We start from the raw sequence: 21,746 nt of genomic DNA, 5'->3' as shown, positions 1-21,746 counted from the left end.
AGAGCGGGTTCTCCCGCTCTTTCTTTTTTATGTTGTGGCGCCATTTGTCGGTAAATTGATATATTTAATTTTTTGTTAATATATTCTAAGTTGTGTTCGATATATTCGACAGAACTAAAAAATTTGTCAAAAGATGAGGGTTCAAAATTGACAGAAAATTCTTTATTATATAAGGGAGGCATAAAGAAAAAGGAGGATGTTTATGAAGAGAGAGGAATTGTTGGCACCACCGTCTTATAATTTAGTTTCTGAAATAGAGAAATATACAGGTGATAAAGAGAAGCTTGCTTTAATTTGGCAAGATGATAAAGGGAATCGCCGAGAAGTTACATACGCGGAGTTAATGAAAGGTGCAAATAAAATTGGAAACGCTTTTATAAAGAGTGGTCTGCAAAAAGGGGACAAGCTCCTCATTATGATGCCGCGTTTAATTGAAGCATACATGACGTATATCGCTGCGATTAAAGCAGGATTTGTCGTAATTCCGAGTTCGGAAATGTTACGCAAAAAGGATATCGAATACCGCATTGGACATGGGGAAGTAAAAGCAATCGTAAGTTATGAGCCTTACATTGGACAGTTTGATGATATAGAAGCGATGGAATCTCTTCAAAAATTCGTTCTGAGCGAGCAGTCAGTAGATGGATGGATGAATTTAAAAACAGCGTTAGAAACAGAAAGTGACATGTTAGAAATGGCGAAGACAGATAAAGAAGATATGGTCTTTTTATCTTACACGTCAGGAACGACGGGAAATCCAAAAGGTGTTGTTCATACACATGCGTGGGCATACGCTCATTTACGTACGAGCGCTCCAAATTGGCTCGGAATTGAAGAGAATGATGTTGTGTGGGCAACAGCTAGTCCAGGCTGGCAGAAGTGGATTTGGAGTCCGTTTTTAGCAACTCTAGGCTCGGGGGCAACAGGATTTGTATACCACGGTAAGTTTGAACCAAAAACGTATTTAAATTTATTAGACGATAATAAGGTGAATGTGCTTTGTTGTACGCCAACTGAGTATAGATTAATGGCAAAGGTAGAAAATTTAAGCGAGTACAATTTAGAAGCGTTACATAGCGCTGTATCCGCAGGTGAGCCGTTAAATAGAGAAGTCATTGAAACGTTCCAAAAGCACTTTCATATTACAGTAAGAGACGGCTATGGGCAAACGGAAAATACATTGCTTGTTGGTGTAATGAAAGGGATGGATATTAGACCAGGATCAATGGGGAAACCGACGCCGGGTAACCACGTTGATATTGTAAATGAGGAAGGTATTCCAGTGAAAGTAGGCGAAGTTGGTGATATTGCAGTTCACATTGAAACGCCGGCCCTCTTTAAACAATATTACAAAGACGATGAGCGTACAGCGATGCAATTCCGCGGTGATTATTATATTACAGGTGATAAAGCGAAAAAAGATGAAGACGGCTATTTCTGGTTTGAAGGGCGCGGTGATGATATTATTATTAGCTCTGGTTATACAATCGGGCCGTTTGAAGTAGAAGATGCGCTCGTAAAGCACCCTTACGTGAGAGAATGTGCGGTTGTCGCAAGTCCTGATGAAATTCGCGGAAGTGTCGTGAAGGCATTTATCGTATTAAGAGAGAATATAGAAAAGAACGAAGAAACATTAATTCCAATACTCCAACAACACGTCAAAGAACTTACTGCACCATATAAATACCCTCGCAAAATTGAATTTGTAGATGAACTACCAAAAACGATTTCTGGAAAAATCCGCCGTATTGAGCTTAGAAAACAAGAGATGGAGATTCCGTCAAAATAAATTTGAAAACAGTGAAGGAAATAGTTGAATGAAATGGCAAACAATGATAATATAAAAACGAACACAAGTTCGATTTTATAAATTGAAAAAAGAGGTGTCCGTATGATTTTAGGTATTAATCCGTACTTAGTTTTAGATGGTAGTGGGCAAGAAGCTGTACAGTTTTATAAAGAGGCGTTAGATGCAAAAGTGGAAGTCATGCAAACTTTTGGTGATATGCCTGAAAATCCAGAATACCCGGTTCCAGCTGAAGCGAAAGAACGCGTTTTACACGCTACTTTAAAAGTTGGTAATACGGATCTTATGATTTCTGATACATTCCCAGGTCAAGGGCATGCAATTGGATCTCAAGTAACAATCGCAATTCAAATTAGTAACGCAGAAAAAGCGAAAGAAGTATTCGATAAGTTACAAGAAGGTGGCGAAGTTATTATGCCCCTTCAAGAAACGTTCTGGAGCCCAGCATACGGACAAGTAAAAGATAAATTTAATATTGAATGGCAAGTTACAACGTCTACTACTGAACAAAAGTAATGTTTAGAAAAGCACCATGTTTTGAAATGGTGCTTTTTTTTATACAATAAAACAAAGGAGATGAAATATATGGGGGAAATTTGGTATGGCGGCAACATTTACACGATGAGGGAAGAAAATGAAAAAGTAGAAGCTATTTATGTTGAAAATGGCAGGATCATTGATAATGGAAGTAAAGAAGAGTTAGAAAACCGATATGCTGTGGCTAAATTGCGCGATTTAAAAGGCAAAACGATGATTCCAGGTCTCGTTGATAGCCATATGCATCTTATTGGTCACGGGGAGAGGTTACTTCGTTTAGATTTATCAAACTGCACATCTTATAGAGAAGTGCTGACTCTCGTTCGGAAGCGAGTAGAAGAAGCGCCGAAAGGTTCTTGGATTATCGGAGAGGGCTGGAACGAAAATAATTTTAAGGATACGAAAGATGTTCACACGCGTGATTTAGATGAAATTTCGAAAGAACATCCCATTTTATTAAAGAGAGTTTGTCGTCACGTTACATGGGTGAATTCATACATACTGCAAGAAGCGAATATAACAGAAAAGGCAGAAGATCCAAAAGGCGGGAAAGTTGGACGGGACTCATTCAATAAATTAACAGGACTTTTATATGAACAAGGCCAAGAGTTAATCAAACATGTCCAGCCTGAAATTGATGAAGCCTACTTACAAAGTGCTGTGCAAACAGCAATTAAAGACTGCTGGCAATATGGACTCGTTGGCGGGCATACGGAAGATTTAAATTATTACGGTGGATTTAGAAAAACGCATAATGCGTTTTCTCATGTTATAAAAGAAATGCCATTTAAAGCACATTTACTCGTTCACCATGAAGTAGCACATGAACGAAAAGAATATGAAAATGAGCATTATATTGAGTTTGGGGCAATGAAAATTTTTTCTGACGGTTCTTTTGGCGGAAGAACAGCTTTATTAAGTGAACCGTATGAAGATGCGAGAGAAACAAATGGAGTTGCCATTTTCTCACGTGAAGAACTTGCGGAATTAGTGAAGAAAGCACGAGACTTACATATGCCAGTTGCGATTCATACTATCGGTGACTTATCGCTTGAATATGTCATTGATGCGCTTGAATTGTATCCGCCAGCAAAAGGATTACGCGACCGTATTATTCATTGTCAGCTAGCTCGTGAAGAGTTGATTGAAAGAATGAAAAACTTGCAAGCCATTATTGATATACAACCAGTCTTTGTTTCATCAGATTTTCCATCAGTCATTGAAAAACTAGGCGAGCACCGTCTTCGTTATGCGTATGCTTGGAAGACGTTACTGGAAGCGGGATTACACTGTAACGGGGGATCTGATGCTCCGATCGAGCAAGTAAATCCGTTTCTAGGCATATATAGCGCTGTTACACGTAGAAGTTTTATTGACGGTTTATGTTATATGCCAGAAGAAAGATTAACGGTATATGAGGCTGTTTCTTTATTTACAACAGGAAGTGCCTATGCAATCGGAAAAGAAGCGAAGCGAGGGCAAATTACAAAAGGATATGAGGCAGACTTTACAATATTAGACCGCGATATTTTTGAAATAGAGGCAGAGGAAATAAAAGAAGTACAAGTAGAGATGACCGTAATAGATGGCAAAGTCGTTTATAGAAAAGGTGCGTAAAAATATATGAGCGATTATCGGAATATATCGACCGTAACCTGAATTATATCAGCGATTATTGAAATATATCGACCGTAACTCCAAATATATGAGCGATTATTAGAATATATCGACTTACCGACAAAAACTGACAAGAATATCGGCCGGATAGCGAGAGGTTGTTGCTCGCGCCAATCGGGGTAAATAAATAACCGTAGAATTATGGGCCACCATAATTCTACGGTTATTTTAATCTTATAAAAACGTTCTCTGTACTTTTTCCCAGAAAGAGTTGTTTTTTAATTTAACTGTTTTAATTTGTTTATCGCTTAAGCGTACAACAGCTTTTTCCACTTGTTTAATGCTAAGCGCTTCGTTATCCATGCCGATAACAGGATAATCGTTACCGTCTGGTCTTAGTTTTAAAGTTAATGTACGTTCGTGATTTAAAATGAACGGTGAACCAAGTGTACGATATGTGTTGTTATTTAAAGATGCCAATTCACTTACTTGGAAGCAAGGGATAAGCGGGTCAACAACTGCACCACGTAACGATTTATTGTAAGCTGTACTTCCTGTTGGGGTAGAAACAACTAAACCGTCACCTCTAAAAGTTTCGAAATATAAATCATCAACGTGAACATCTACAACGAACGTTTTAATAATGCTAGAACGTAATGAGAACTCATTTAAACAATGGAAAGATGTGCTACCATCTACATCTACCTCAATTGTTGGATATTTTCGCACTTCAATTTCATTTTTTGTAATTTCTTGAAGGGCTGTATCAACGTGATCAATATGGAAATCGCAGTAGAATGAAATTTCATCTTTCGTAGAAATCCCTGCGTATAAGCAATCTTCCCTAAAACCAGTTTTACGAACGGCTTGTAAGAAAGTTGCATCATCTCCAACACTGACGATAGCGTTTGCATTTTTTGGATGATCTAATATGGTGAATCCATTCTCTTCTAAAATACGATAGATTGGTTTCATTTTTTCAACGAGTTTTGCTTTGTCATCACCATAAAAGAAAAATAAATTGCGACGATCTGCCATTATGTATCCCTCCACTGCAGTTAAATTTTCTATGCTTCGTGCTACATATCATTAGAGTCCGTTCCCTGACGATATGTTCAAATAATATATTTCGATATAAATTGTCAAAATACCTTTTTATTTTTAGAAAAATTTTTATATTCAATCTTATGAAACGCTGTTTAATGATGAATAAAGTTGTCGATAATGGGTACGGAGTGAAAGGATGATACGTATGAAGTGGCTCGTAATTGGAATAATAATTCTTCTCCTTTTTATTTTGTTTATACTATTGTCGAAAATAAAGCTTAAAGTGACATTTTTATATTCAGAAATGGAAAAGCAATGTTTGCTTCAAGTGAAAATATGGATGATTCGATATACATTTGATGTGTTGGAAAGAATTGAGAAACAGCAGAAGAAAACAGGACAAAAAATCGAAAAAGCTGAAGAGGACGGCGGACTAGACAATAAAATTATGGCACAACTTGATAGTATGGGAGAACTGATAAAAAAGCTGCAAGAAGTTCATACTATCGTTAAAGATTTTCTCAAACGAGTGAAAATCAATGGTTGGAAATGGCATACGCAAATTGGAGCAGGCGACGCAGCTAGTACTGGAATTGTCACCGGATATGCATGGGGGACAAAAGGAATGGCTGCTGGAGTTGTAGGACAATATATGCATATTGTCGACGTACCAGAATTTGAAATTACTCCTGTTTTTCAAGGGAAAGGATTTGCATCAAGATGTGAGTTAACAGCATCTTTTCGTATATTCCGTACTATAAAAACAGCGGTGAAATTACTCGTGTTTATGAGAAGACAAAGATCTGGTACGACAGAAAAATCTGTTCAAGCATAGGGGGGATATAGAATGGACCATCCAATTCAAGGTTTAATGACAACTGCAATGCAGCATTTAAAACAAATGACTGATGTAAATACAATTGTCGGCGATCCAATTAAAGCTGCTGATGGAAGTGTAATTCTTACCGTTTCAAAAGTTAGCTTCGGATTTGCGGCTGGTGGAAGTGAATTTGGTACAATAGAACATTCAGGCCGCCATCCATTTGGCGGGGGAAGCGGTGGAGGAGTTTCTATTAATCCTGTTGCTTTTCTTGTTATAAATGGAGAAGGCGTAAAAGTGTTGCACTTAGATAAGCAAACACACGTCATCGATAAAATAATTGAATTAGCGCCACAAGCTGTTGATAAAGTGAAAGAAATGATGGATAAACGAAAAGAAGACGATCCTGAATTTCAAATTTAACGAATAAAGAAGCTGATCAATAGATTAGCTTCTTTAATTTTTTTGTAAATAAAGCGATTTTATTTGCATTATCGATAGGGACAAACTATCATTTACATTGTACATATTTTGTTTAAATAAGGGAGGATTTTCAAGTGGCAAACGTAACTTTTAAAGGTAACCCAATGACTTTAGTTGGAACAGAAGTTAAAGTTGGCGATCAAGCGCCAAACTTCCAAGTGTTAGCAAATGACTTATCTCCAGTAAGTTTAGAAACATACAAAGGTGAAGTGAAATTAATTAGTGTTGTACCTTCTATCGACACAGGTGTATGTGATGCACAAACACGTCGTTTTAACCAAGATGCAGCAGGTATTGAAAACGCGAAAGTATTAACGATTAGCGCTGACTTACCATTCGCTCAAAAACGTTGGTGTGCAGCAAACGGTTTAGAAAATGTTGTTACACTTTCTGACCACCGTGACCTTTCATTCGGTGAAGCTTACGGCTTAGTAATGAAAGAGCTTCGTTTACTTGCTCGTGCAGTATTCGTAGTAGATAGCAATGACAAAGTAGTTTACGTAGAATACGTAAGCGAAGGTACAAGCCATCCAAACTATGAAGCAGCATTAGAAGCAGCAAAAGCTGCAAAATAATGTGAACGAAGATGACCTCTTTGTAAGAGGTCGTCTTCTCTCATATATTGCTATATGGAATCGATATACGAGAGAAGACGTTACATCATACATCACTAAAAAGGGAGCTCTTAAAAAGAGGTCGCTTTTTCTTTTGGGAAAAAATCAGATTATGGTATGATATAAGTTATGTGTAAAAGAGAGAAGGAGGAATGTACGTGAGTCAGACAGTAGAAACTTTATTTTCTATTTTTGATTCTTCTGCGGTAGTTTTACGTAAAGAATTAGATGTAACATATTTAGAGGCGCTTGTAGAAACAGGGGATAACTTGTTTGAAGGAGCGATTTTACAAGAGGAATTATCAGAATCAGCAATTGAAAGGCTGAATCGTGAATATAGTACGTTTAATGAAGAAACATATAAAGGTGAAGAAATTCGTAAAGCATTTCAGTTAGCCATCTTAAAAGGAATGAAGGAAGGCGTACAAGCGAATCACGAAATGACGCCTGATGCAGTTGGTATGTTCATGAGTTACTTATTCCATAAATTTATGAAGGGTCAAAATGAAATTACTGTGTTAGACCCTGCAATTGGAACAGGTAACTTGATGACGACAGTTTTCAATAGTGCTCAAGAAAACGTTACGATGAGTGGATTTGGTGTAGAAGTGGACGAAGTGCTAATTAAACTTGCTTTAGTAAATGCGAATTTACAAAAGCATGCAATCGAATTCTTCCATCAAGATGGACTAGCACCGCTTTATATCGATCCAGTTGATGCAGTCGTTTCAGACTTACCGGTTGGTTACTATCCAAATGAAATCGGTGCAAGTGAATATAAGTTAAAAGCAGATGAAGGAATGTCATATGCCCACCACCTATTTATTGAACAAAGTGTGAAGCATACGAAAGAAGGCGGATACTTATTCTTCCTAGTACCGAACTTCATTTTTGAAAGTGATCAAGCACCGAAATTACATGCATTTATTAAAGAAACATGCTTTATTCAGGGGTTATTACAGCTACCTGTTTCCATGTTTAAAAACGAGAAAAATGCAAAAAGTATATTTGTTCTCCAAAAGAAAGGTCCTAGTGTAACGATGCCAAAACAGGCGTTATTAGTGGAGTTACCTAAATTCTCCAACATGAAGGCGATGGAGGACATTATGGACCAATTAAATACTTGGTTTGCAACGCATAAATAAGGCTAGGTATATGTAACAGGGTTAGTAATTCATGTAGTACAGTTTTATATGATATGTCATATTTTTAAATATATACAAGATTTAACTGAATTTTTTTGAAATCTGTAATATATTTTTTTTCTTGGTGTTACAATTTTTTCACTTGAAATATATGTCGTACGATGTTTAAATTAAAATCGTGAGTATAAAATTTACTAATGATGAAACGTTTTCATATTTAGTAAATTTGATCAGATAAAATCGAGCGGTTTGTGGAAACATCCACACAACTACCAAGAGAAAAAGGGGCGAAAGACTAGATGTCAAAAATCATCGCGATTAACGCAGGAAGCTCTTCCTTAAAATTCCAATTATTTGAAATGCCAAGTGAAACAGTATTAACAAAAGGTTTAGTAGAACGTATCGGTTTAGAAGATAGTATCTTCACTATTACTGTAGATGGCGAAAAACAAAAAGAAATTACAAACATTCCAGATCACGCAGTAGCAGTTAATATGCTTCTTAAAAAATTAACTGAAAACGGAATCGTTAAATCTCTAGATGAGATTGGCGGTATCGGTCACCGTGTTGTTCACGGCGGCGAAAAATTTGCTGACTCTGTTCTAATTACTGATGAAGTATTAGCTGATATCGAAGAATTAAGCGATTTAGCACCACTTCACAACCCAGCAAACGTTGTTGGTATTAAAGCATTCCAAGAAGTATTACCAAACGTACCAGCAGTAGCAGTATTCGATACAGCATTCCACCAAACAATGCCGGAATCTGCATTCCTATACAGCTTACCATATGAGTACTATGAAAAATTCGGTATCCGTAAATACGGTTTCCACGGAACTTCTCATAAATATGTAACTGAGCGTGCGGCTGAACTATTAGGTCGTCCACTTGAAAGCTTAAGCTTACTTTCTTGTCACTTAGGTAACGGTGCAAGTATCGCAGCAGTAGAAGGCGGTAAATCTATCGATACTTCTATGGGCTTCACTCCACTTGCTGGTGTAACAATGGGTACACGTTCTGGTAACATTGACCCTGCGTTAATTCCATACATCATGGAAAAAACAGGCCAAACAGTAGAAGAAGTAGTTAACGTATTAAACAAGAAGAGTGGTATGTTAGGTCTTACTGGTTACTCTAGTGACCTACGTGACATCATTGCGAAAGAAGAAGAAGGCGATCACCGTGCGAAAGTAGCACTTGATGTATTCGTAAGCCGTATCCACAAATACATCGGTTCTTACACTGCTCGTATGAAAGGTGTAGATGCAATCATCTTCACAGCTGGTGTAGGTGAAAACAGTGCGATTATTCGTGAACGCGTATTAGAAGGCCTTGAATACATGGGCGTATACTTCGATGCAAAACGCAATAACGTATTCGGTGAGGAAGCATTCATCAACTTCCCACATTCTCCAGTAAAAATTATTGTAATTCCAACTGACGAAGAAGTTATGATCGCTCGTGACGTACTACGTCTTGGAAACATCGGTTAATATATGAAAAGAAAGACGAAGTCCTATAGGATTTCGTCTTTTTTCTTTTGGATATAGTTTAAAATTCCATCTGGATATAGTGCTTTTTTCTCCTGAATGAATGCTGTAATGGGAATCCACTTCGCATACGATACTGTTTGTTCATCTTGTATATGCAGTACTTCCATTCCATATAGTGACGTGTCTAATAAGCGTAAAGAATATAACTGAATGATTTCATGAGCAATTTCTCCATCAAGATGAAAGATGTTTTCTAAGCAACCTAAATAAGCAGTGATCTCCACTTCTGTATGAAGCTCTTCTTGAAATTCACGAATAACAGTATGTGCTGATTTTTCACCAAGTTCAATTGAACCGCCAAGAGGCCGGTAATATGTTTCATCGTCTGTATGATATTCTTGTACGAGAAGCCGCTCGTGATGTAAAGCAAGACCGAAAGCTTTTGCACGTGGATACATATACAATCACTCCTTATTTATCCCGCTTTAACGGGCAGTAAGACCCTCACCTCAAAATTCAGCGGAAGCAAAGAAGTTAGGTGGGGGTCGGGCTGTCCGTAAAAGTCCGATTGGTGAGGGCTGATAATCAGTGGGGATGAACAAAACCCCCACTGATTAAAGTTTCACTTTATTTTGTATAAGGATGATTATAATGTATTGCGTAATAAAAGTGTCGTGTATTTAAGAATGTGGTCGAATTACGATGCCATTAAATAAGTCATTCCAAAATGCTTCATTGTACTGAAATACATCCATAATAGGACATTTTATAACGCAAATATTTTGCAATCCCCAATCTTCTTCCGTAACAGTTGGTACATCTTCAGGAATGAGTAATAGGACAGAGAATGTATGTGTAACGATTTGAGATAAAATGTGTTCCAAGGAACGTGCTTCTTCGTATGTTCCTCCAGTTCGAATAAATAATATGGATTGTGCTGTGTCAATTGTTGTTAGAAAACGATTAATTCGGTGCTCATAATTTAACTTAATTTCTGTATAAGAAGGCCAAGAAGTTGGTGTGTTTACATCTGTTTTAAAGTCGTGGCAGGAGTCGATTTCATATAGATTGTCCCGTAGTCTTAATTTCGCATCATCATCCCAAAATGAGATGAAGGATAAATTTTCTAACTGTAAAAAACGGTCAAATCGATTTTGTAATAATATATTCACCTTTTCTAATGATGGGCTTAGCATAAAATCAATAACGCCAAAAAATGGTGATAATTTGAATTGATATAACGCCCAAGCAGGCCAGCAGTTTTGTCCTAAACTGAATACTGCATGATATTCTTTTTTTATATCGGATAGATTCATGTGATTTATCTCATCCTTTTTGTTAATATTTTATGTCACTAAAAGTGGTATGTGAATAAAGATAGACAAGCATATTTGCAAAGAATAAGCAGAAATATGTTACAATAGAAAAAAATCGAACGAGGTGGTTGTTACGATGCGATCGAAGCGAGAACAAGCCATTTTAGACAATATAAAAGAATGGGAATCGCAATTAGTTGAGCAAGAAGCGACTGATTTTCAAAAACTGTTTGATAAATGGGTACATAATACAATTGCGAAACTACCTGAGAAAAAACGAAAAGATTTCTTTACGAAAGCAGATGGATGGCTTTTTCATTTGCATGCATTGATTCAAAGTTCACAATCACAGTTAGAGGCGCGTAATCGTATTTTAGGAACATCGAGATTATTTGATGAATCGATTGAGCAACTAGAGGATTTAAAAGCATTATCTATCGATCAATTAACATACATAGCAGAGCAGCAAACAGCACGCCATCGCCTATATTCATTCGTACAAGGCGGAGCAACGGGTGCTGGAGGTTTATTATTATTAACAGCTGATTTTCCGGTTATGATTGCGTTAAATGTGAAGGCTGTCCAACTTATTGCAACGTCATTTGGGCATGATGTGAACAAGCCTTATGAAATGATGCTTGCGTTAAAGGTATTTCATGCGTCATTACTACCAGGAAGACTTCAGCAATACGCATGGTACAATTTACTGCAAGAGCTAGAACAAGAAGATTCCTTCTTCTACGAAGGAGATGAAGCGGTGTTACAACCAGCTTCGACTGAAATTATTTTAAAACAAATTTTGAAAACATTTTCGATTTATGCTCTTCGTCGTAAATTATTCCAAGGTATTCCGGTAATTGGAATGGCAATCGGGTCTACAGTGAATTATCGTTTAACAAGAAACGTTACTGAATTTGCAAATAGATTTTATCAAGTGCGCCACATAGTCGAGAAGGAAAAAAGAGCATAAAAAAAGCGAGAGGCCGAAGCCTTTCGCTTTTTTAATTTGTTGCATGCTTTTTGGACATTGGAATAGATACTGGCTGCTTTTCTTCTGCTTTTTCTGTTTTTGGATAATAAATTAAATCCAATGTTTTTGCCTGTACGGCAATCGAAAGAATAGTAAAAGCAATTTCTGTCCAATTTAAATAATATAATGAAAGCGCAAGAACAATCGCGTCAAAGACGAAGAAAATTTGCCCAATTGTAAAACGTGTTTTTTTACTTAATACAATTGTTAAAATATCGTCTCCACCGGTTGCACCGCCAAATCGCAATATAAAACCGAGTCCAATACCAGCTAACGCACCGCCAACTACTGCAGCTATAAATAAATTGTTTGATAAATCGACCGTAAATGGAGAATAATTTTCCATAAGAGAATAAAATACTCCGAATGAAATTGAACCTAAGAATGAATAGCCAACCATTTTTCTACCTAACAATGAAGCGCATAGTAGAATAATTGGGATATCCATTATTACAGTTGAAATAGATGGTGAAATATCATAAAAATTTTGGATGAATAGTGCGATACCTACAAAGCCACCTTCTGTTAAGTGGTTTTGGAAGTGAATGTGATATAGCGCTGCTGCTAAAATAAATGAACCGATTAAAACCATAAAAACTTCTTTAATAATTTGTCGACTTTGGATGTTCCTCATCGTTATTCCTTCTTTCCGTAGTTAGTAGTCCTTTTTTGTGTTGTAAACTAACTACGAGCTCACATGTAGCTTCAGTTAGTTTACGAAAAAACTAACTACGCTATATGTCGCTGAAGAAATAACGAATAATCCTCTCGTCCATCAATTCTCCCTACTTTCGTTTTAGTTTAAGTCTTAAAACGACTAAACAAAACGTGGAGTAGGATTCTTCATTTAGCAATCCTGCTCTTCTTTGTTTTGTTTAGCTAGTAACAATTAAGCCCTAAACAAAACGCTATGTGTAAGAAGAGTCTTTTTTTTGCCAAATTATCCTTCGGGCAATCATAATTTCCCCACTCTCGTATTTTTTTCGCTAGACTAAAGTATCTGAGCTGGAAAATACGCTACGTGTATGATTCGTCAATACGATGCCACATGCTCCTTCGAGCGATCATGATATCAAAATCCCTTCCTTCAAGATTTATATTATTATATCATACTTTCAAAAAATGTATGCGGATGGAAACCGACAATAAACGGAGGAAATCTACAAAAATTGTTATGTTTAAATATTTTTGTAGAAAAGCCTAAGTTATTTTGGAGAATTGGACCGTTTTTTTTAGTTTGTCCAATAAGTAAGAAAAGAAGAGTTTCTATTCAGTTGTATTTTTATCTTTAAAAAACGCATCCCAGCTAATCACACTTAAAAAAGTTAAAGCGATAATAACGAAAGCGCGCATAAGTGTAAGGCCTCCTTTTGTACATAGTATATGAATCATTTACTTTATAATGTGTCATTTTTTTACAAGTTTTAACTATTATGAGAGTATATTAATATAGATAGATGAAGAGGAGAGTGAGAATATGCTAAAAGACATGTTTAAAAGAAAAGAGTTAATATGCGTTTCATGTCAGAAAAAGATTCAATATGAAGAAGAGCTTGTTGCTTTTGTAAAGTTGCCGAAAGAAAGAAGTATATTAGTTGGTCCATTTGATGTGTGTTTGGCAAAAACAGCACAAGAAATATATTGTAAATCGTGTTACGACAAAAAAGCATGACCCAAAGTAATTGAGGGGCATGCTTTTTTTATTGGTGTGCTTTCCCCTCAGATACATTTTGAGTGAGTCGATACCAAAGCCAAAGGTCATTAATGATGGAAGCGAGATCGGCAATTTCTGAATTCAGTTTGCAAGAAATTTCGAAGTCTTCTTCGTTATTTAAATGATGCTGTTTTGCATTAATATAATGTTCGAGTTCTTTTATACGATCAGGAATCTTTCCGCGAACTTGTTCCCATTTTAATAAAATCGCATGTTGCATTTTTTCGGGGATATCTTCCCAGTCTTCTTGTAAATGCGGAATTTCAATTCCGAGATGTTCATCGTATAAGAAATACTTTTCCATAAGTTCACCCCCGTTTTCCTGCTTATATTGTACAAAAAAACAGAAAGAAGTTCGACGAAATTGTTTGAAAAAATTTGAAAATGACTCTTGATACATTTTGTAAAAGGTGTTAAAGTGTGAATTATTATAAAAGAAAATGAATATTTATTCTTTAGGGGGATGCAAAATGGAGAAGAAAAAAGTTGTATTAGCATATTCTGGAGGCCTTGATACTTCCGTTGCAATTAAATGGTTACAAGAGAAGAATTATGATATTATTGCGCTTTGTTTAGACTTAGGGGAAGGTAAAGACTTAGCATTTGTAAAAGAAAAAGCACTTTCAGTAGGTGCAATTAAATCATATATGATTGATGTTCAAGAAGAATTTGCAAACGAATATGCATTGATGGCGATGCAAGCACACACGTTATATGAAGGGAAATATCCTCTCGTTTCGGCGTTATCTCGTCCACTTATCGCAAAGAAATTAGTAGAAATTGCGGAACAAGAAGGAGCGACTGCAGTGGCACACGGATGTACAGGGAAAGGGAATGATCAAGTTCGTTTTGAAGTTTCTATTCAAGCGTTAAATCCTTACTTAGAAGTGATTGCACCTGTACGTGAATGGAAATGGTCACGTGAAGAAGAAATTGCCTATGCAAAAGAAAACAATGTACCAATTCCGATTAATTTAGACAGCCCATTTTCAATCGATCAAAACTTATGGGGACGCAGTAATGAATGTGGCATTTTAGAAGATCCATGGGCAGCACCGCCAGAAGATGCATATGAGATGACATTAGCATTAGAAGATACACCGAATAAACCAGAGTTTGTAGAAATCGGCTTTGAAGCAGGCGTACCGACGACTTTAAATGGTACTGCATACCCACTTTCAGAACTTATTAAAACGTTAAATGCACTTGCTGGAAAACATGGCGTTGGACGTATCGATCACGTAGAAAATCGTCTTGTCGGTATTAAATCGCGTGAAGTATACGAATGCCCAGCAGCAATGACATTAATTACGGCGCATAAAGAACTTGAAGATTTAACACTCGTAAAAGAAGTAGCACATTTTAAACCGATGATTGAGCAAAAAATAACAGAGCTTATTTATAACGGTTTATGGTTCTCGCCTTTAAAACAAGCGCTTCATGCTTTCTTACAAGAAACGCAAAAGAATGTAACAGGCATGGTGCGTGTGAAATTATTTAAAGGTCATGCAATTGTAGAAGGACGTAAATCTGAGTACTCTTTATACGATGAAAAATTAGCAACGTATACTGCTCAGGATGAATTTAATCATGATGCAGCAGTTGGATTCATTTCATTATTCGGTTTACCGACGAAAGTATACAGCCAAGTGAATCAAAAGAAGGTGGAAGCGTGAGCAAACTTTGGGGCGGACGTTTTACAGAAGAAGCGGAAGCGTGGGTTGAAGAGTTCGGGGCATCCATCTCCTTCGATCAACAATTAGTAAATCAAGATATAAACGGGAGTATTGCGCACGTAACGATGCTAGCAAAGCAAGGCATCGTTACGAAAGAAGAAGCAGAGAAAATAAAGATAGGTCTTCAATATTTATTAGAAGAAGCGAAACAAAATAAATTGCATTTTTCCGTTGAAGCGGAAGACATTCATTTAAATATCGAAAAGATGTTAATTGAAAAAATCGGTGAAGTAGGCGGGAAACTTCATACTGGCCGAAGTCGTAACGATCAAGTAGCGACAGATATGCACTTATATTTAAATGAAAAAGTAGAGCATATTATAAAAGCTACAAAACAATTGCAAACTGTTCTTGTTCATCAAGCAGAAAATAATATTGAAACGATTATGCCTGGTTATACGCACTTGCAGCGTGCCCAGCCAATTTCATTTGCGCATCATATTCTCGCTTATTTTTGGATGTTAGAGCGCGATGTGAATCGTTATGAAGATTCGTTAAAGCGTATTAACATTTCACCATTAGGAGCAGGAGCGTTAGCTGGGACAACATTCCCGATTGACCGAGAATATAGTGCGGGGCTTCTTGGATTTAATGGAATCTATGAAAATAGTTTAGATGCAGTAAGCGATCGCGATTTCATATTGGAGTTCCTCAGTAACTCATCTATGCTTATGATGCACTTATCACGCTTTTGCGAAGAACTTATTTTATGGAGTAGCCAAGAGTTTCAATTTATTGAAATGAGCGATCAATACGCAACGGGAAGCAGCATTATGCCGCAAAAGAAAAATCCAGATATGGCGGAACTTATTCGTGGTAAAACAGGCAGAGTGTACGGTAATTTATTTAGCTTACTTACAGTAATGAAAGGATTGCCGCTCGCTTACAATAAAGACTTGCAAGAAGATAAAGAAGGAATGTTTGATACAGTAAAAACAGTAGAAGGATGCCTTCATATTATGGCAGGCATGTTAGAGACAATGACTGTAAACAAAGAAAAAATGGGGCAAGCTGTAACGCAAGATTTCTCTAACGCAACAGAAATTGCTGACTACTTAGCAAACAAAGGACTACCATTCCGTCAAGCTCATGAAATTGTTGGAAAGCTAGTGCTGCACTGTACACAAAAAGGAATTTATTTAGTAGATGTACCACTTGAAACGTATAAAGAAATGAGCTCGTTATTTGAAGAAGATTTGTATGAAGTGCTGTCACCATATGCAGCTGTAAAGCGTCGTAACAGTGCTGGTGGAACAGGATTTGAACAGATTGAAAAGGCTTTGGAGAAGGCGAAGGGATTAACGAAAGAAGTTATCAAGAATTGAGTTAAAAAGTACGCCAGTCTGTTAAAGTCTGGCGTACTTTCTTTTTTACTAGTATTTAAGTTATGATATAGTAAAAAAGAATAATTTAGGGGAAGTCTATGAAAAAAATAATATTTATCGTTTTACTGTTAATTAGCTTAAGTGCAAATGTTAAAGTGTTTCTCCTAGACAAATATATCTTTGTTGGTGAACAAGTAAAGCGAGAGGAAGCGATTCTTGCAACGATGTGGCACTTGCAAGAAAAAGGATATAAAGAAAGTGATATTTCGTACATAAAACCGGCCTTTTATAGTAAAATCGGTTCTTACGGTATGAATGTACAGTTTAAAGATGAACCAAACGAATCATATACATATAGAGTTTTGAAAGATGCGAAAACCAATAAAGTAACTGTACACCAAGATAGCAATGAGCCAGGTGGTATGGGCGGGAAGCATCAAGAGCTTAAATAAAGAAAGAAAAACGACTGATGGCATTCGCCTGCAGTCGTTTTCTTTTAATCATACTTATGCCGATCTTCCGTAATTCGAATATACTCAATATCCATCAAATCTCTAAGCAATGCACCGTTACTTAGTTCAACTCCATGTTTCTCTTTAAAATGAGTACGAATCGTATCTAACATTTCGATTTCTTTCCCATTCACATCTAAAATAATACGTTCAGAATCATCCATGTAGCACCCTCCTTTTCTAAACATATATATTTTGTCCGTTTATTTCTAAAAAATGTATGTTAATGTAATGTTAGGAAATAAGAAAGGGATGGAAAATGAGACGTATTTATTTTATAGGGTTAATTTTGTATACGCTAATTGTATTGCACGTTGCATTCCCAAATATCTTTTCATTTGAGGATGTAGAAACAGTACATATCGGGATATTTATCTTTATTCTATTTGTAGTAGACTGCTGTATTTCGATATGGCTTTCGAAAAGAAAACATGTACAAGATAAAAAAGAAATGGAACGAAAAAAGAGAAAACGTTCATTTTGGATAACGACGTATTGTTTTTCTTTAGTGATTGCCGCTGCTTGTTTTAGTGAACATATTCCATTAGAAAGAGTAAATATTGGATTTGGAGCGTTCGTATTTGCATACTATTTTTTCATGCATTTTCTTCCTTATATGAAAGAAAAGCGAGGAGAAGAGGAAGATCCGCTTGTAGAAGAAGCGAGAGAACAAGAGCATAAGAGAATAGAAGAAGATATACAGAAACTTGGGGAACAAAAATGGTATTTGAAATCTAAAATTATATATGTTCTTTGCTTTATTACGCCGCCAATCGGTTATTTGTATGTATTCTGCCTTCGTAAAAAAATGACAGAAGATGCAAGGCAATCTTATTTAACAGTAGCTACGATTATGATGGCATTATGGTCTTTGAAGTTTCTTCCGCCTTATGTGTTGGCGATCGTTATTGTTGTTGTGGTTTGTTTTGTGTTTATAGTAAAGTATGTGAAATAAGTTGTAGTTATATAGACTACAGCTATATAATTATAATCGCAATAGTTTTATATAATGATATTAAAAAGGAGATGCGGTATGAGTTTAATTAAATTAGTAACTAAAGCAGCCGCTAAAGTTACAGCCGAAGTAGTGGGCGGTGCGATAGAAGCAGTAGGAGAAGTTACGAACAGTAATTTCATAAAGGATGTTGGAAAAGGTGTTAATAAAGCTACTGTGAAAACTGGGGAAATCGTTGGGAATCTTGCTGATGGGACGTATGATGCTATAGGTGGTCTTATTACAGATGATAAACAGCAAGCGAAGCGAGGATACGAAGAAATACTTGGAACAGTTCAAGATACAGCAACGACAATTGGAAAAGGGATTGTACATGTTTCGGAAAAGGGAGTTGAAACTGTACAAGCAATAAGAGAAGGAGATACTGATAAAGCAATAGAAGCAGGGAAAGAATTAGCTAAAGTTGCAGCTGTAGGCGTCTTCTCAGTTGGAGTTATTGATATAGTTGATGGTGTGGATGGAATCGCCGACGGAGTAGAAGGTGATAGTGTAGCACAAGCATCAGCTCCAGAAGTAATGGATGCAGAATATACAGCGGAGGAAAACCCGAATACGCATCATGTAACACCCCATGAAAGAGTTTTACCTGACGGGAGAACAATATGGGTAGATGGTGATGGCGATACGAGTGTACATACACAAGGTGGCTGGGAACAGCATAATCCAGATTACAGAATTCCAAAAGTATAAATGAAAATAGGGTAAATAAGAGAAGCCTCTTATTTACCCTATTTATTTTTATAAATTAAAGCTCACCTTGCTCCTCATCACCACGAACAACAAGGACATCGCATTTCGCATAGCGAATAATATGTTCAGAGACGCTACCAATTAGGAAACGCTCAACAGCATTTAAACCAGTTGCACCACACATAATTAAATCTACTTTATGATTTGGAGCGATTTCTTTTGAAATTTTTGATTTAGGATTACCAAATTCTAATACAGTTTCAATTTTTTCAAGGCCAGCTTCAAGCGCAGTTTTTTTGTAGTCTTCTAATAAGTCTTCTGCAAATAGATTTGCACGTTCAGCAATTGCACGGCTATAAGCTTCTACTGCTGAGTATGCTTTTACATCAACGATATGAGCAATAGTTAATGTTGCATTGTTGCGTTTTGCGACTTGAATTGCTTTTTTAAAGGCTTTTTCTGCTTCTTTAGAACCATCCACCGCGATTAAAATATTTGTATATGTATTATTCATAGTAAATTCCTCCCAATCATTTTTATTACCGTTTACAACTTTATTATAAAACAAATTTTGGTAATGCGCTTGCCAGAAACGTTACAGAATTTCGAAAACTCTGTTTTGATTCATTTTAGTTGTAATTGGTGCGAGAACTTGTTACATATGAACTATAGCAATTTAAAAGGGGGCCGTTTTGTGAGACACGCGCTCATTACAGCCGGTACGAAAGGTTTAGGAAAGCAAGTAACAGAAAAATTATTGGCTAAAGGCTATTCAGTAACAGTAACATATCATAGCGATATCACGGCTATGGAAAAGATGAAAGAAACATATAAAAATATGGAAGAGCGTCTACAATTCGTGCAAGCGGATGTCACGAAAAAGGAAGATTTACATAAAATAGTAGAAGAAGCGATAAGCCGTTTTGGCAAAATCGATTTCTTAATTAATAATGCTGGTCCATATGTATTTGAACGAAAAAAGTTAGTCGATTATGAAGAAGATGAATGGAATGAAATGATTCAGGGTAATTTAACAGCGGTGTTTCATTTGTTGAAACTTGTCGTTCCGATTATGAGAAAACAGAACTTTGGCCGTATTATTAATTACGGATTTCAAGGGGCGGATAGCGCACCGGGATGGATTTATCGTTCAGCTTTTGCCGCAGCAAAAGTAGGACTTGTTTCATTAACGAAAACAGTGGCTTACGAAGAAGCTGAATATGGTATTACTGCAAACATGGTATGTCCTGGTGATATTATTGGTGAAATGAAAGAAGCGACGATTCAAGAAGCACGTCAGTTGAAAGAACGTAACACACCAGTTGGTAGATCTGGAACAGGTGAAGATATTGCAAGAACGATTGCGTTTTTATGTGAGGACGATTCCGATATGATTACCGGTACAATTATTGAAGTGACTGGTGCAGTTGATGTTATTCATAGACATCGATAGAGAAAAATAAAGAGAAGTTTCGAATAATTGGACAGTTTATCCTTTATGCAAAGAGGTGCGGATAATACTGTCCTTTAATATAAAATTAAATCTATCGGAAAACTTGTATTATTTTTTGTCAAATATTGAGATATTATGTTAAAATATAAGAGCGTAGAAAGCGCTTTAAAAAATGATTCAGGGGTCATTTCATAACTCAAGGGGGAACTAATAATGCGTATCGGTATTCCAACAGAAATTAAAAACAATGAAAACCGCGTGGCAATGACGCCAGCGGGAGCAGTACATTTAGTACAAAATGGTCATGAAGTTTTTGTTCAAAAAGGAGCAGGTTTAGGATCTGGCTTTACGGATGAAGAATACGTACAAGCTGGTGCGAAACTTGTTGAAACTGCTGAAGAAGCATGGAATCAAGATATGGTTATGAAGGTAAAAGAGCCAGTAGCAAGTGAATACGGTTATTTCCGTGAAGGTTTAATTTTATTCACATACTTACACTTAGCTCCAGAACCAGAATTAACGAAAGCATTAATTGATAACAAAGTTGTATCAATTGCATACGAAACAGTACAATTAGACAATCGTTCATTACCATTACTTGCACCTATGAGTGAAGTAGCAGGTCGTATGTCTGCACAAATCGGTGCACAATTCCTTGAGAAAAACAAGGGTGGTAAAGGTATTTTACTTGCAGGCGTTCCAGGGGTAAAACGCGGCAAAGTAACAATTATCGGCGGTGGTCAAGCTGGTACAAACGCAGCGAAGATTGCAGTAGGTTTAGGTGCAGATGTAACAATCATCGACTTAAGTGCAGAACGTCTTCGTCAACTAGATGACATTTTCGGTAACCAAGTAAAAACGTTAATGTCTAATCCATACAACATCGCAGAAGCTGTAAAAGAATCTGATCTTGTTATTGGTGCAGTATTAATTCCAGGTGCAAAAGCGCCAAAACTTGTAACAGAAGAAATGATTCAATCAATGGAACCAGGTTCTGTCGTTGTAGATATCGCGATTGACCAAGGTGGTATTTTCGAAACAACTGACCGTATTACAACTCATGACAACCCAACTTACGAAAAACATGGCGTTGTTCATTATGCAGTTGCTAATATGCCAGGTGCGGTTCCACGTACATCAACTCTTGCATTAACAAATGTAACAGTACCATATGCAGTACAAATTGCGAACAAAGGCTACAAAGATGCTTGCTTAGGCAACACTGCATTACTAAAAGGTATTAACACATTAGATGGATACGTAACATTCGAAGCAGTTGCAGAAGCTCACGGTTTACAATACGCTGATGCGAAAGAGCTTCTTGAAAAAGCTCCTGCTTTATCATAATAGAAATACATGTAAGCCCCTCCTTTCGTAAGGAGGGGCTTTTTA

Annotated in this window: 24 protein-coding genes; 17 read left to right on the top strand and 7 right to left on the bottom strand. The window is 36.7% G+C overall.

All coding sequences use genetic code 11. From position 1 onward, the window contains the following. Window positions 1–202: 202 nt before the first annotated feature. From mbcS to ACTFR9_RS15640, 3 genes are all read left to right on the top strand, one after another. Complete coding sequence (gene mbcS / locus ACTFR9_RS15650; RefSeq protein WP_000817751.1) at window positions 203–1,789, top strand: acyl-CoA synthetase MbcS; 1,587 nt, start codon at window positions 203–205, stop codon at window positions 1,787–1,789. Between the two features lie 102 nt (window positions 1,790–1,891). Continuing rightward, window positions 1,892–2,323, top strand: coding sequence for a VOC family protein (locus ACTFR9_RS15645; protein ID WP_000600363.1), 432 nt, complete (start codon window positions 1,892–1,894; stop codon window positions 2,321–2,323). A gap of 69 nt (window positions 2,324–2,392) precedes the next feature. Further along, window positions 2,393–3,961 carry an amidohydrolase gene (locus ACTFR9_RS15640; RefSeq protein WP_229136259.1) on the top strand — a complete coding sequence of 523 codons (1,569 nt, stop codon included), beginning with the start codon at window positions 2,393–2,395 and terminating at the stop codon, window positions 3,959–3,961. A 234-nt stretch (window positions 3,962–4,195) separates the two neighbouring features. Here the strand turns inward: ACTFR9_RS15640 and ACTFR9_RS15635 are convergent, their stop codons facing one another. Further along, complete coding sequence (locus ACTFR9_RS15635; RefSeq protein WP_000785168.1) at window positions 4,196–4,999, bottom strand: NAD kinase; 804 nt, start codon at window positions 4,997–4,999, stop codon at window positions 4,196–4,198. A 205-nt stretch (window positions 5,000–5,204) separates the two neighbouring features. Between ACTFR9_RS15635 and ACTFR9_RS15630 the strand changes: the two genes are divergently transcribed. From ACTFR9_RS15630 to ackA, 5 genes are all read left to right on the top strand, one after another. Beyond that, window positions 5,205–5,843, top strand: coding sequence for a DUF2953 domain-containing protein (locus tag ACTFR9_RS15630; RefSeq protein WP_000620650.1), 639 nt, complete (start codon window positions 5,205–5,207; stop codon window positions 5,841–5,843). Between the two features lie 12 nt (window positions 5,844–5,855). Further along, complete coding sequence (ytfJ, locus tag ACTFR9_RS15625) at window positions 5,856–6,251, top strand: GerW family sporulation protein (RefSeq protein ID WP_440048998.1); 396 nt, start codon at window positions 5,856–5,858, stop codon at window positions 6,249–6,251. A gap of 134 nt (window positions 6,252–6,385) precedes the next feature. Continuing rightward, a complete protein-coding gene (gene tpx / locus ACTFR9_RS15620; RefSeq protein WP_000024528.1) occupies window positions 6,386–6,886 on the top strand; it encodes a thiol peroxidase in 501 nt (166 codons plus the stop codon). Between the two features lie 197 nt (window positions 6,887–7,083). After that, window positions 7,084–8,070, top strand: a complete 987-nt coding sequence (locus ACTFR9_RS15615; RefSeq protein ID WP_000084357.1) for a class I SAM-dependent methyltransferase — start codon at window positions 7,084–7,086, stop codon at window positions 8,068–8,070. A 299-nt stretch (window positions 8,071–8,369) separates the two neighbouring features. Beyond that, complete coding sequence (gene ackA / locus ACTFR9_RS15610) at window positions 8,370–9,563, top strand: acetate kinase (RefSeq protein WP_000034576.1); 1,194 nt, start codon at window positions 8,370–8,372, stop codon at window positions 9,561–9,563. A 23-nt stretch (window positions 9,564–9,586) separates the two neighbouring features. Here the strand turns inward: ackA and ACTFR9_RS15605 are convergent, their stop codons facing one another. Together ACTFR9_RS15605 and ACTFR9_RS15600 are read right to left on the bottom strand one after the other, a co-directional pair. Beyond that, window positions 9,587–10,021 carry an NUDIX hydrolase gene (locus tag ACTFR9_RS15605; RefSeq protein WP_000283486.1) on the bottom strand — a complete coding sequence of 145 codons (435 nt, stop codon included), beginning with the start codon at window positions 10,019–10,021 and terminating at the stop codon, window positions 9,587–9,589. A gap of 222 nt (window positions 10,022–10,243) precedes the next feature. Then, on the bottom strand, window positions 10,244–10,879 hold the full coding sequence (locus ACTFR9_RS15600) for a DUF1796 family putative cysteine peptidase (RefSeq protein WP_001053723.1): 636 nt from the start codon (window positions 10,877–10,879) through the stop codon (window positions 10,244–10,246). Between the two features lie 136 nt (window positions 10,880–11,015). Here ACTFR9_RS15600 and ACTFR9_RS15595 point away from each other — a divergent pair, with 136 nt between their 5' ends. Then, complete coding sequence (locus ACTFR9_RS15595; protein ID WP_001256869.1) at window positions 11,016–11,849, top strand: EcsC family protein; 834 nt, start codon at window positions 11,016–11,018, stop codon at window positions 11,847–11,849. 31 nt (window positions 11,850–11,880) lie between these two features. On the opposite strand, the gene ACTFR9_RS15590 is transcribed toward ACTFR9_RS15595, so the two are convergent. Then, the gene (locus ACTFR9_RS15590; protein ID WP_229136258.1) at window positions 11,881–12,543 is read right to left on the bottom strand and encodes a YitT family protein; all 663 of its coding nucleotides are present in this window, start codon (window positions 12,541–12,543) and stop codon (window positions 11,881–11,883) included. Window positions 12,544–13,386: 843 nt separating this feature from the next. Here ACTFR9_RS15590 and ACTFR9_RS15585 point away from each other — a divergent pair. Next, window positions 13,387–13,581 carry a hypothetical protein gene (locus tag ACTFR9_RS15585; protein ID WP_000910278.1) on the top strand — a complete coding sequence of 65 codons (195 nt, stop codon included), beginning with the start codon at window positions 13,387–13,389 and terminating at the stop codon, window positions 13,579–13,581. Window positions 13,582–13,609: 28 nt separating this feature from the next. On the opposite strand, the gene ACTFR9_RS15580 is transcribed toward ACTFR9_RS15585, so the two are convergent. Next, window positions 13,610–13,927, bottom strand: coding sequence for a hypothetical protein (locus ACTFR9_RS15580; protein WP_000417212.1), 318 nt, complete (start codon window positions 13,925–13,927; stop codon window positions 13,610–13,612). 166 nt (window positions 13,928–14,093) lie between these two features. On the opposite strand from ACTFR9_RS15580, the gene ACTFR9_RS15575 reads away from it, so the two are divergent. From ACTFR9_RS15575 to ACTFR9_RS15565, 3 genes are all read left to right on the top strand, one after another. Beyond that, window positions 14,094–15,299, top strand: a complete 1,206-nt coding sequence (locus ACTFR9_RS15575; RefSeq protein ID WP_000412327.1) for an argininosuccinate synthase — start codon at window positions 14,094–14,096, stop codon at window positions 15,297–15,299. Beyond that, window positions 15,296–16,684, top strand: coding sequence for an argininosuccinate lyase (gene argH / locus ACTFR9_RS15570; protein ID WP_061132056.1), 1,389 nt, complete (start codon window positions 15,296–15,298; stop codon window positions 16,682–16,684). Before ACTFR9_RS15575 ends, argH begins: the two co-directional genes overlap by 4 nt. Window positions 16,685–16,782: 98 nt before the next feature. Further along, complete coding sequence (locus ACTFR9_RS15565) at window positions 16,783–17,136, top strand: DUF3139 domain-containing protein (protein ID WP_061132057.1); 354 nt, start codon at window positions 16,783–16,785, stop codon at window positions 17,134–17,136. 44 nt (window positions 17,137–17,180) lie between these two features. On the opposite strand, the gene ACTFR9_RS15560 is transcribed toward ACTFR9_RS15565, so the two are convergent. Then, window positions 17,181–17,360, bottom strand: a complete 180-nt coding sequence (locus ACTFR9_RS15560) for a hypothetical protein (RefSeq protein ID WP_000342760.1) — start codon at window positions 17,358–17,360, stop codon at window positions 17,181–17,183. Window positions 17,361–17,455: 95 nt separating this feature from the next. On the opposite strand from ACTFR9_RS15560, the gene ACTFR9_RS15555 reads away from it, so the two are divergent. Together ACTFR9_RS15555 and ACTFR9_RS15550 are read left to right on the top strand one after the other, a co-directional pair. Then, a complete protein-coding gene (locus ACTFR9_RS15555; protein WP_073541112.1) occupies window positions 17,456–18,151 on the top strand; it encodes a hypothetical protein in 696 nt (231 codons plus the stop codon). Between the two features lie 78 nt (window positions 18,152–18,229). Continuing rightward, complete coding sequence (locus ACTFR9_RS15550) at window positions 18,230–18,901, top strand: hypothetical protein (protein ID WP_000052602.1); 672 nt, start codon at window positions 18,230–18,232, stop codon at window positions 18,899–18,901. A gap of 55 nt (window positions 18,902–18,956) precedes the next feature. Here ACTFR9_RS15550 and ACTFR9_RS15545 read toward each other — a convergent pair whose 3' ends face one another. Beyond that, window positions 18,957–19,415, bottom strand: a complete 459-nt coding sequence (locus tag ACTFR9_RS15545) for a universal stress protein (protein ID WP_001066673.1) — start codon at window positions 19,413–19,415, stop codon at window positions 18,957–18,959. A gap of 147 nt (window positions 19,416–19,562) precedes the next feature. Here ACTFR9_RS15545 and ACTFR9_RS15540 point away from each other — a divergent pair, with 147 nt between their 5' ends. Continuing rightward, complete coding sequence (locus tag ACTFR9_RS15540; RefSeq protein ID WP_002163505.1) at window positions 19,563–20,354, top strand: SDR family oxidoreductase; 792 nt, start codon at window positions 19,563–19,565, stop codon at window positions 20,352–20,354. A 213-nt stretch (window positions 20,355–20,567) separates the two neighbouring features. Beyond that, window positions 20,568–21,701 carry an alanine dehydrogenase gene (ald, locus tag ACTFR9_RS15535; protein ID WP_001219405.1) on the top strand — a complete coding sequence of 378 codons (1,134 nt, stop codon included), beginning with the start codon at window positions 20,568–20,570 and terminating at the stop codon, window positions 21,699–21,701. Window positions 21,702–21,746: the final 45 nt, after the last annotated feature.

The sequence above is a fragment of the Bacillus cereus group sp. MYBK222-1 genome, from assembly GCF_051916425.1.
Classification (GTDB): Bacteria; Bacillota; Bacilli; order Bacillales; family Bacillaceae_G; genus Bacillus_A; species Bacillus_A paranthracis.
This window is presented reverse-complemented; position numbering and strand designations above follow the sequence as displayed.

Excerpts from the sequence above, each read along its gene's own strand:
- ald (WP_001219405.1), top strand. The coding sequence starts at position 20,568 with ATGCGTATCGGTATTCCAACAGAAATTAAAAACAATGAAAACCGCGTG.
- ACTFR9_RS15555 (WP_073541112.1), top strand. The coding sequence starts at position 17,456 with ATGAGACGTATTTATTTTATAGGGTTAATTTTGTATACGCTAATTGTA.
- ACTFR9_RS15540 (WP_002163505.1), top strand. The coding sequence starts at position 19,563 with ATGAACTATAGCAATTTAAAAGGGGGCCGTTTTGTGAGACACGCGCTC.
- ACTFR9_RS15565 (WP_061132057.1), top strand. The coding sequence starts at position 16,783 with ATGAAAAAAATAATATTTATCGTTTTACTGTTAATTAGCTTAAGTGCA.
- mbcS (WP_000817751.1), top strand. The coding sequence starts at position 203 with ATGAAGAGAGAGGAATTGTTGGCACCACCGTCTTATAATTTAGTTTCT.
- ACTFR9_RS15560 (WP_000342760.1), bottom strand. The coding sequence starts at position 17,360 with ATGGATGATTCTGAACGTATTATTTTAGATGTGAATGGGAAAGAAATC.
- ACTFR9_RS15550 (WP_000052602.1), top strand. The coding sequence starts at position 18,230 with ATGAGTTTAATTAAATTAGTAACTAAAGCAGCCGCTAAAGTTACAGCC.
- ACTFR9_RS15545 (WP_001066673.1), bottom strand. The coding sequence starts at position 19,415 with ATGAATAATACATATACAAATATTTTAATCGCGGTGGATGGTTCTAAA.
- ACTFR9_RS15640 (WP_229136259.1), top strand. The coding sequence starts at position 2,393 with ATGGGGGAAATTTGGTATGGCGGCAACATTTACACGATGAGGGAAGAA.
- ACTFR9_RS15585 (WP_000910278.1), top strand. The coding sequence starts at position 13,387 with ATGCTAAAAGACATGTTTAAAAGAAAAGAGTTAATATGCGTTTCATGT.
- ACTFR9_RS15590 (WP_229136258.1), bottom strand. The coding sequence starts at position 12,543 with ATGAGGAACATCCAAAGTCGACAAATTATTAAAGAAGTTTTTATGGTT.
- ACTFR9_RS15605 (WP_000283486.1), bottom strand. The coding sequence starts at position 10,021 with ATGTATCCACGTGCAAAAGCTTTCGGTCTTGCTTTACATCACGAGCGG.
- ackA (WP_000034576.1), top strand. The coding sequence starts at position 8,370 with ATGTCAAAAATCATCGCGATTAACGCAGGAAGCTCTTCCTTAAAATTC.
- ACTFR9_RS15595 (WP_001256869.1), top strand. The coding sequence starts at position 11,016 with ATGCGATCGAAGCGAGAACAAGCCATTTTAGACAATATAAAAGAATGG.
- ACTFR9_RS15645 (WP_000600363.1), top strand. The coding sequence starts at position 1,892 with ATGATTTTAGGTATTAATCCGTACTTAGTTTTAGATGGTAGTGGGCAA.
- ACTFR9_RS15580 (WP_000417212.1), bottom strand. The coding sequence starts at position 13,927 with ATGGAAAAGTATTTCTTATACGATGAACATCTCGGAATTGAAATTCCG.
- ytfJ (WP_440048998.1), top strand. The coding sequence starts at position 5,856 with ATGGACCATCCAATTCAAGGTTTAATGACAACTGCAATGCAGCATTTA.
- ACTFR9_RS15630 (WP_000620650.1), top strand. The coding sequence starts at position 5,205 with ATGATACGTATGAAGTGGCTCGTAATTGGAATAATAATTCTTCTCCTT.
- ACTFR9_RS15575 (WP_000412327.1), top strand. The coding sequence starts at position 14,094 with ATGGAGAAGAAAAAAGTTGTATTAGCATATTCTGGAGGCCTTGATACT.
- ACTFR9_RS15600 (WP_001053723.1), bottom strand. The coding sequence starts at position 10,879 with ATGAATCTATCCGATATAAAAAAAGAATATCATGCAGTATTCAGTTTA.
- ACTFR9_RS15635 (WP_000785168.1), bottom strand. The coding sequence starts at position 4,999 with ATGGCAGATCGTCGCAATTTATTTTTCTTTTATGGTGATGACAAAGCA.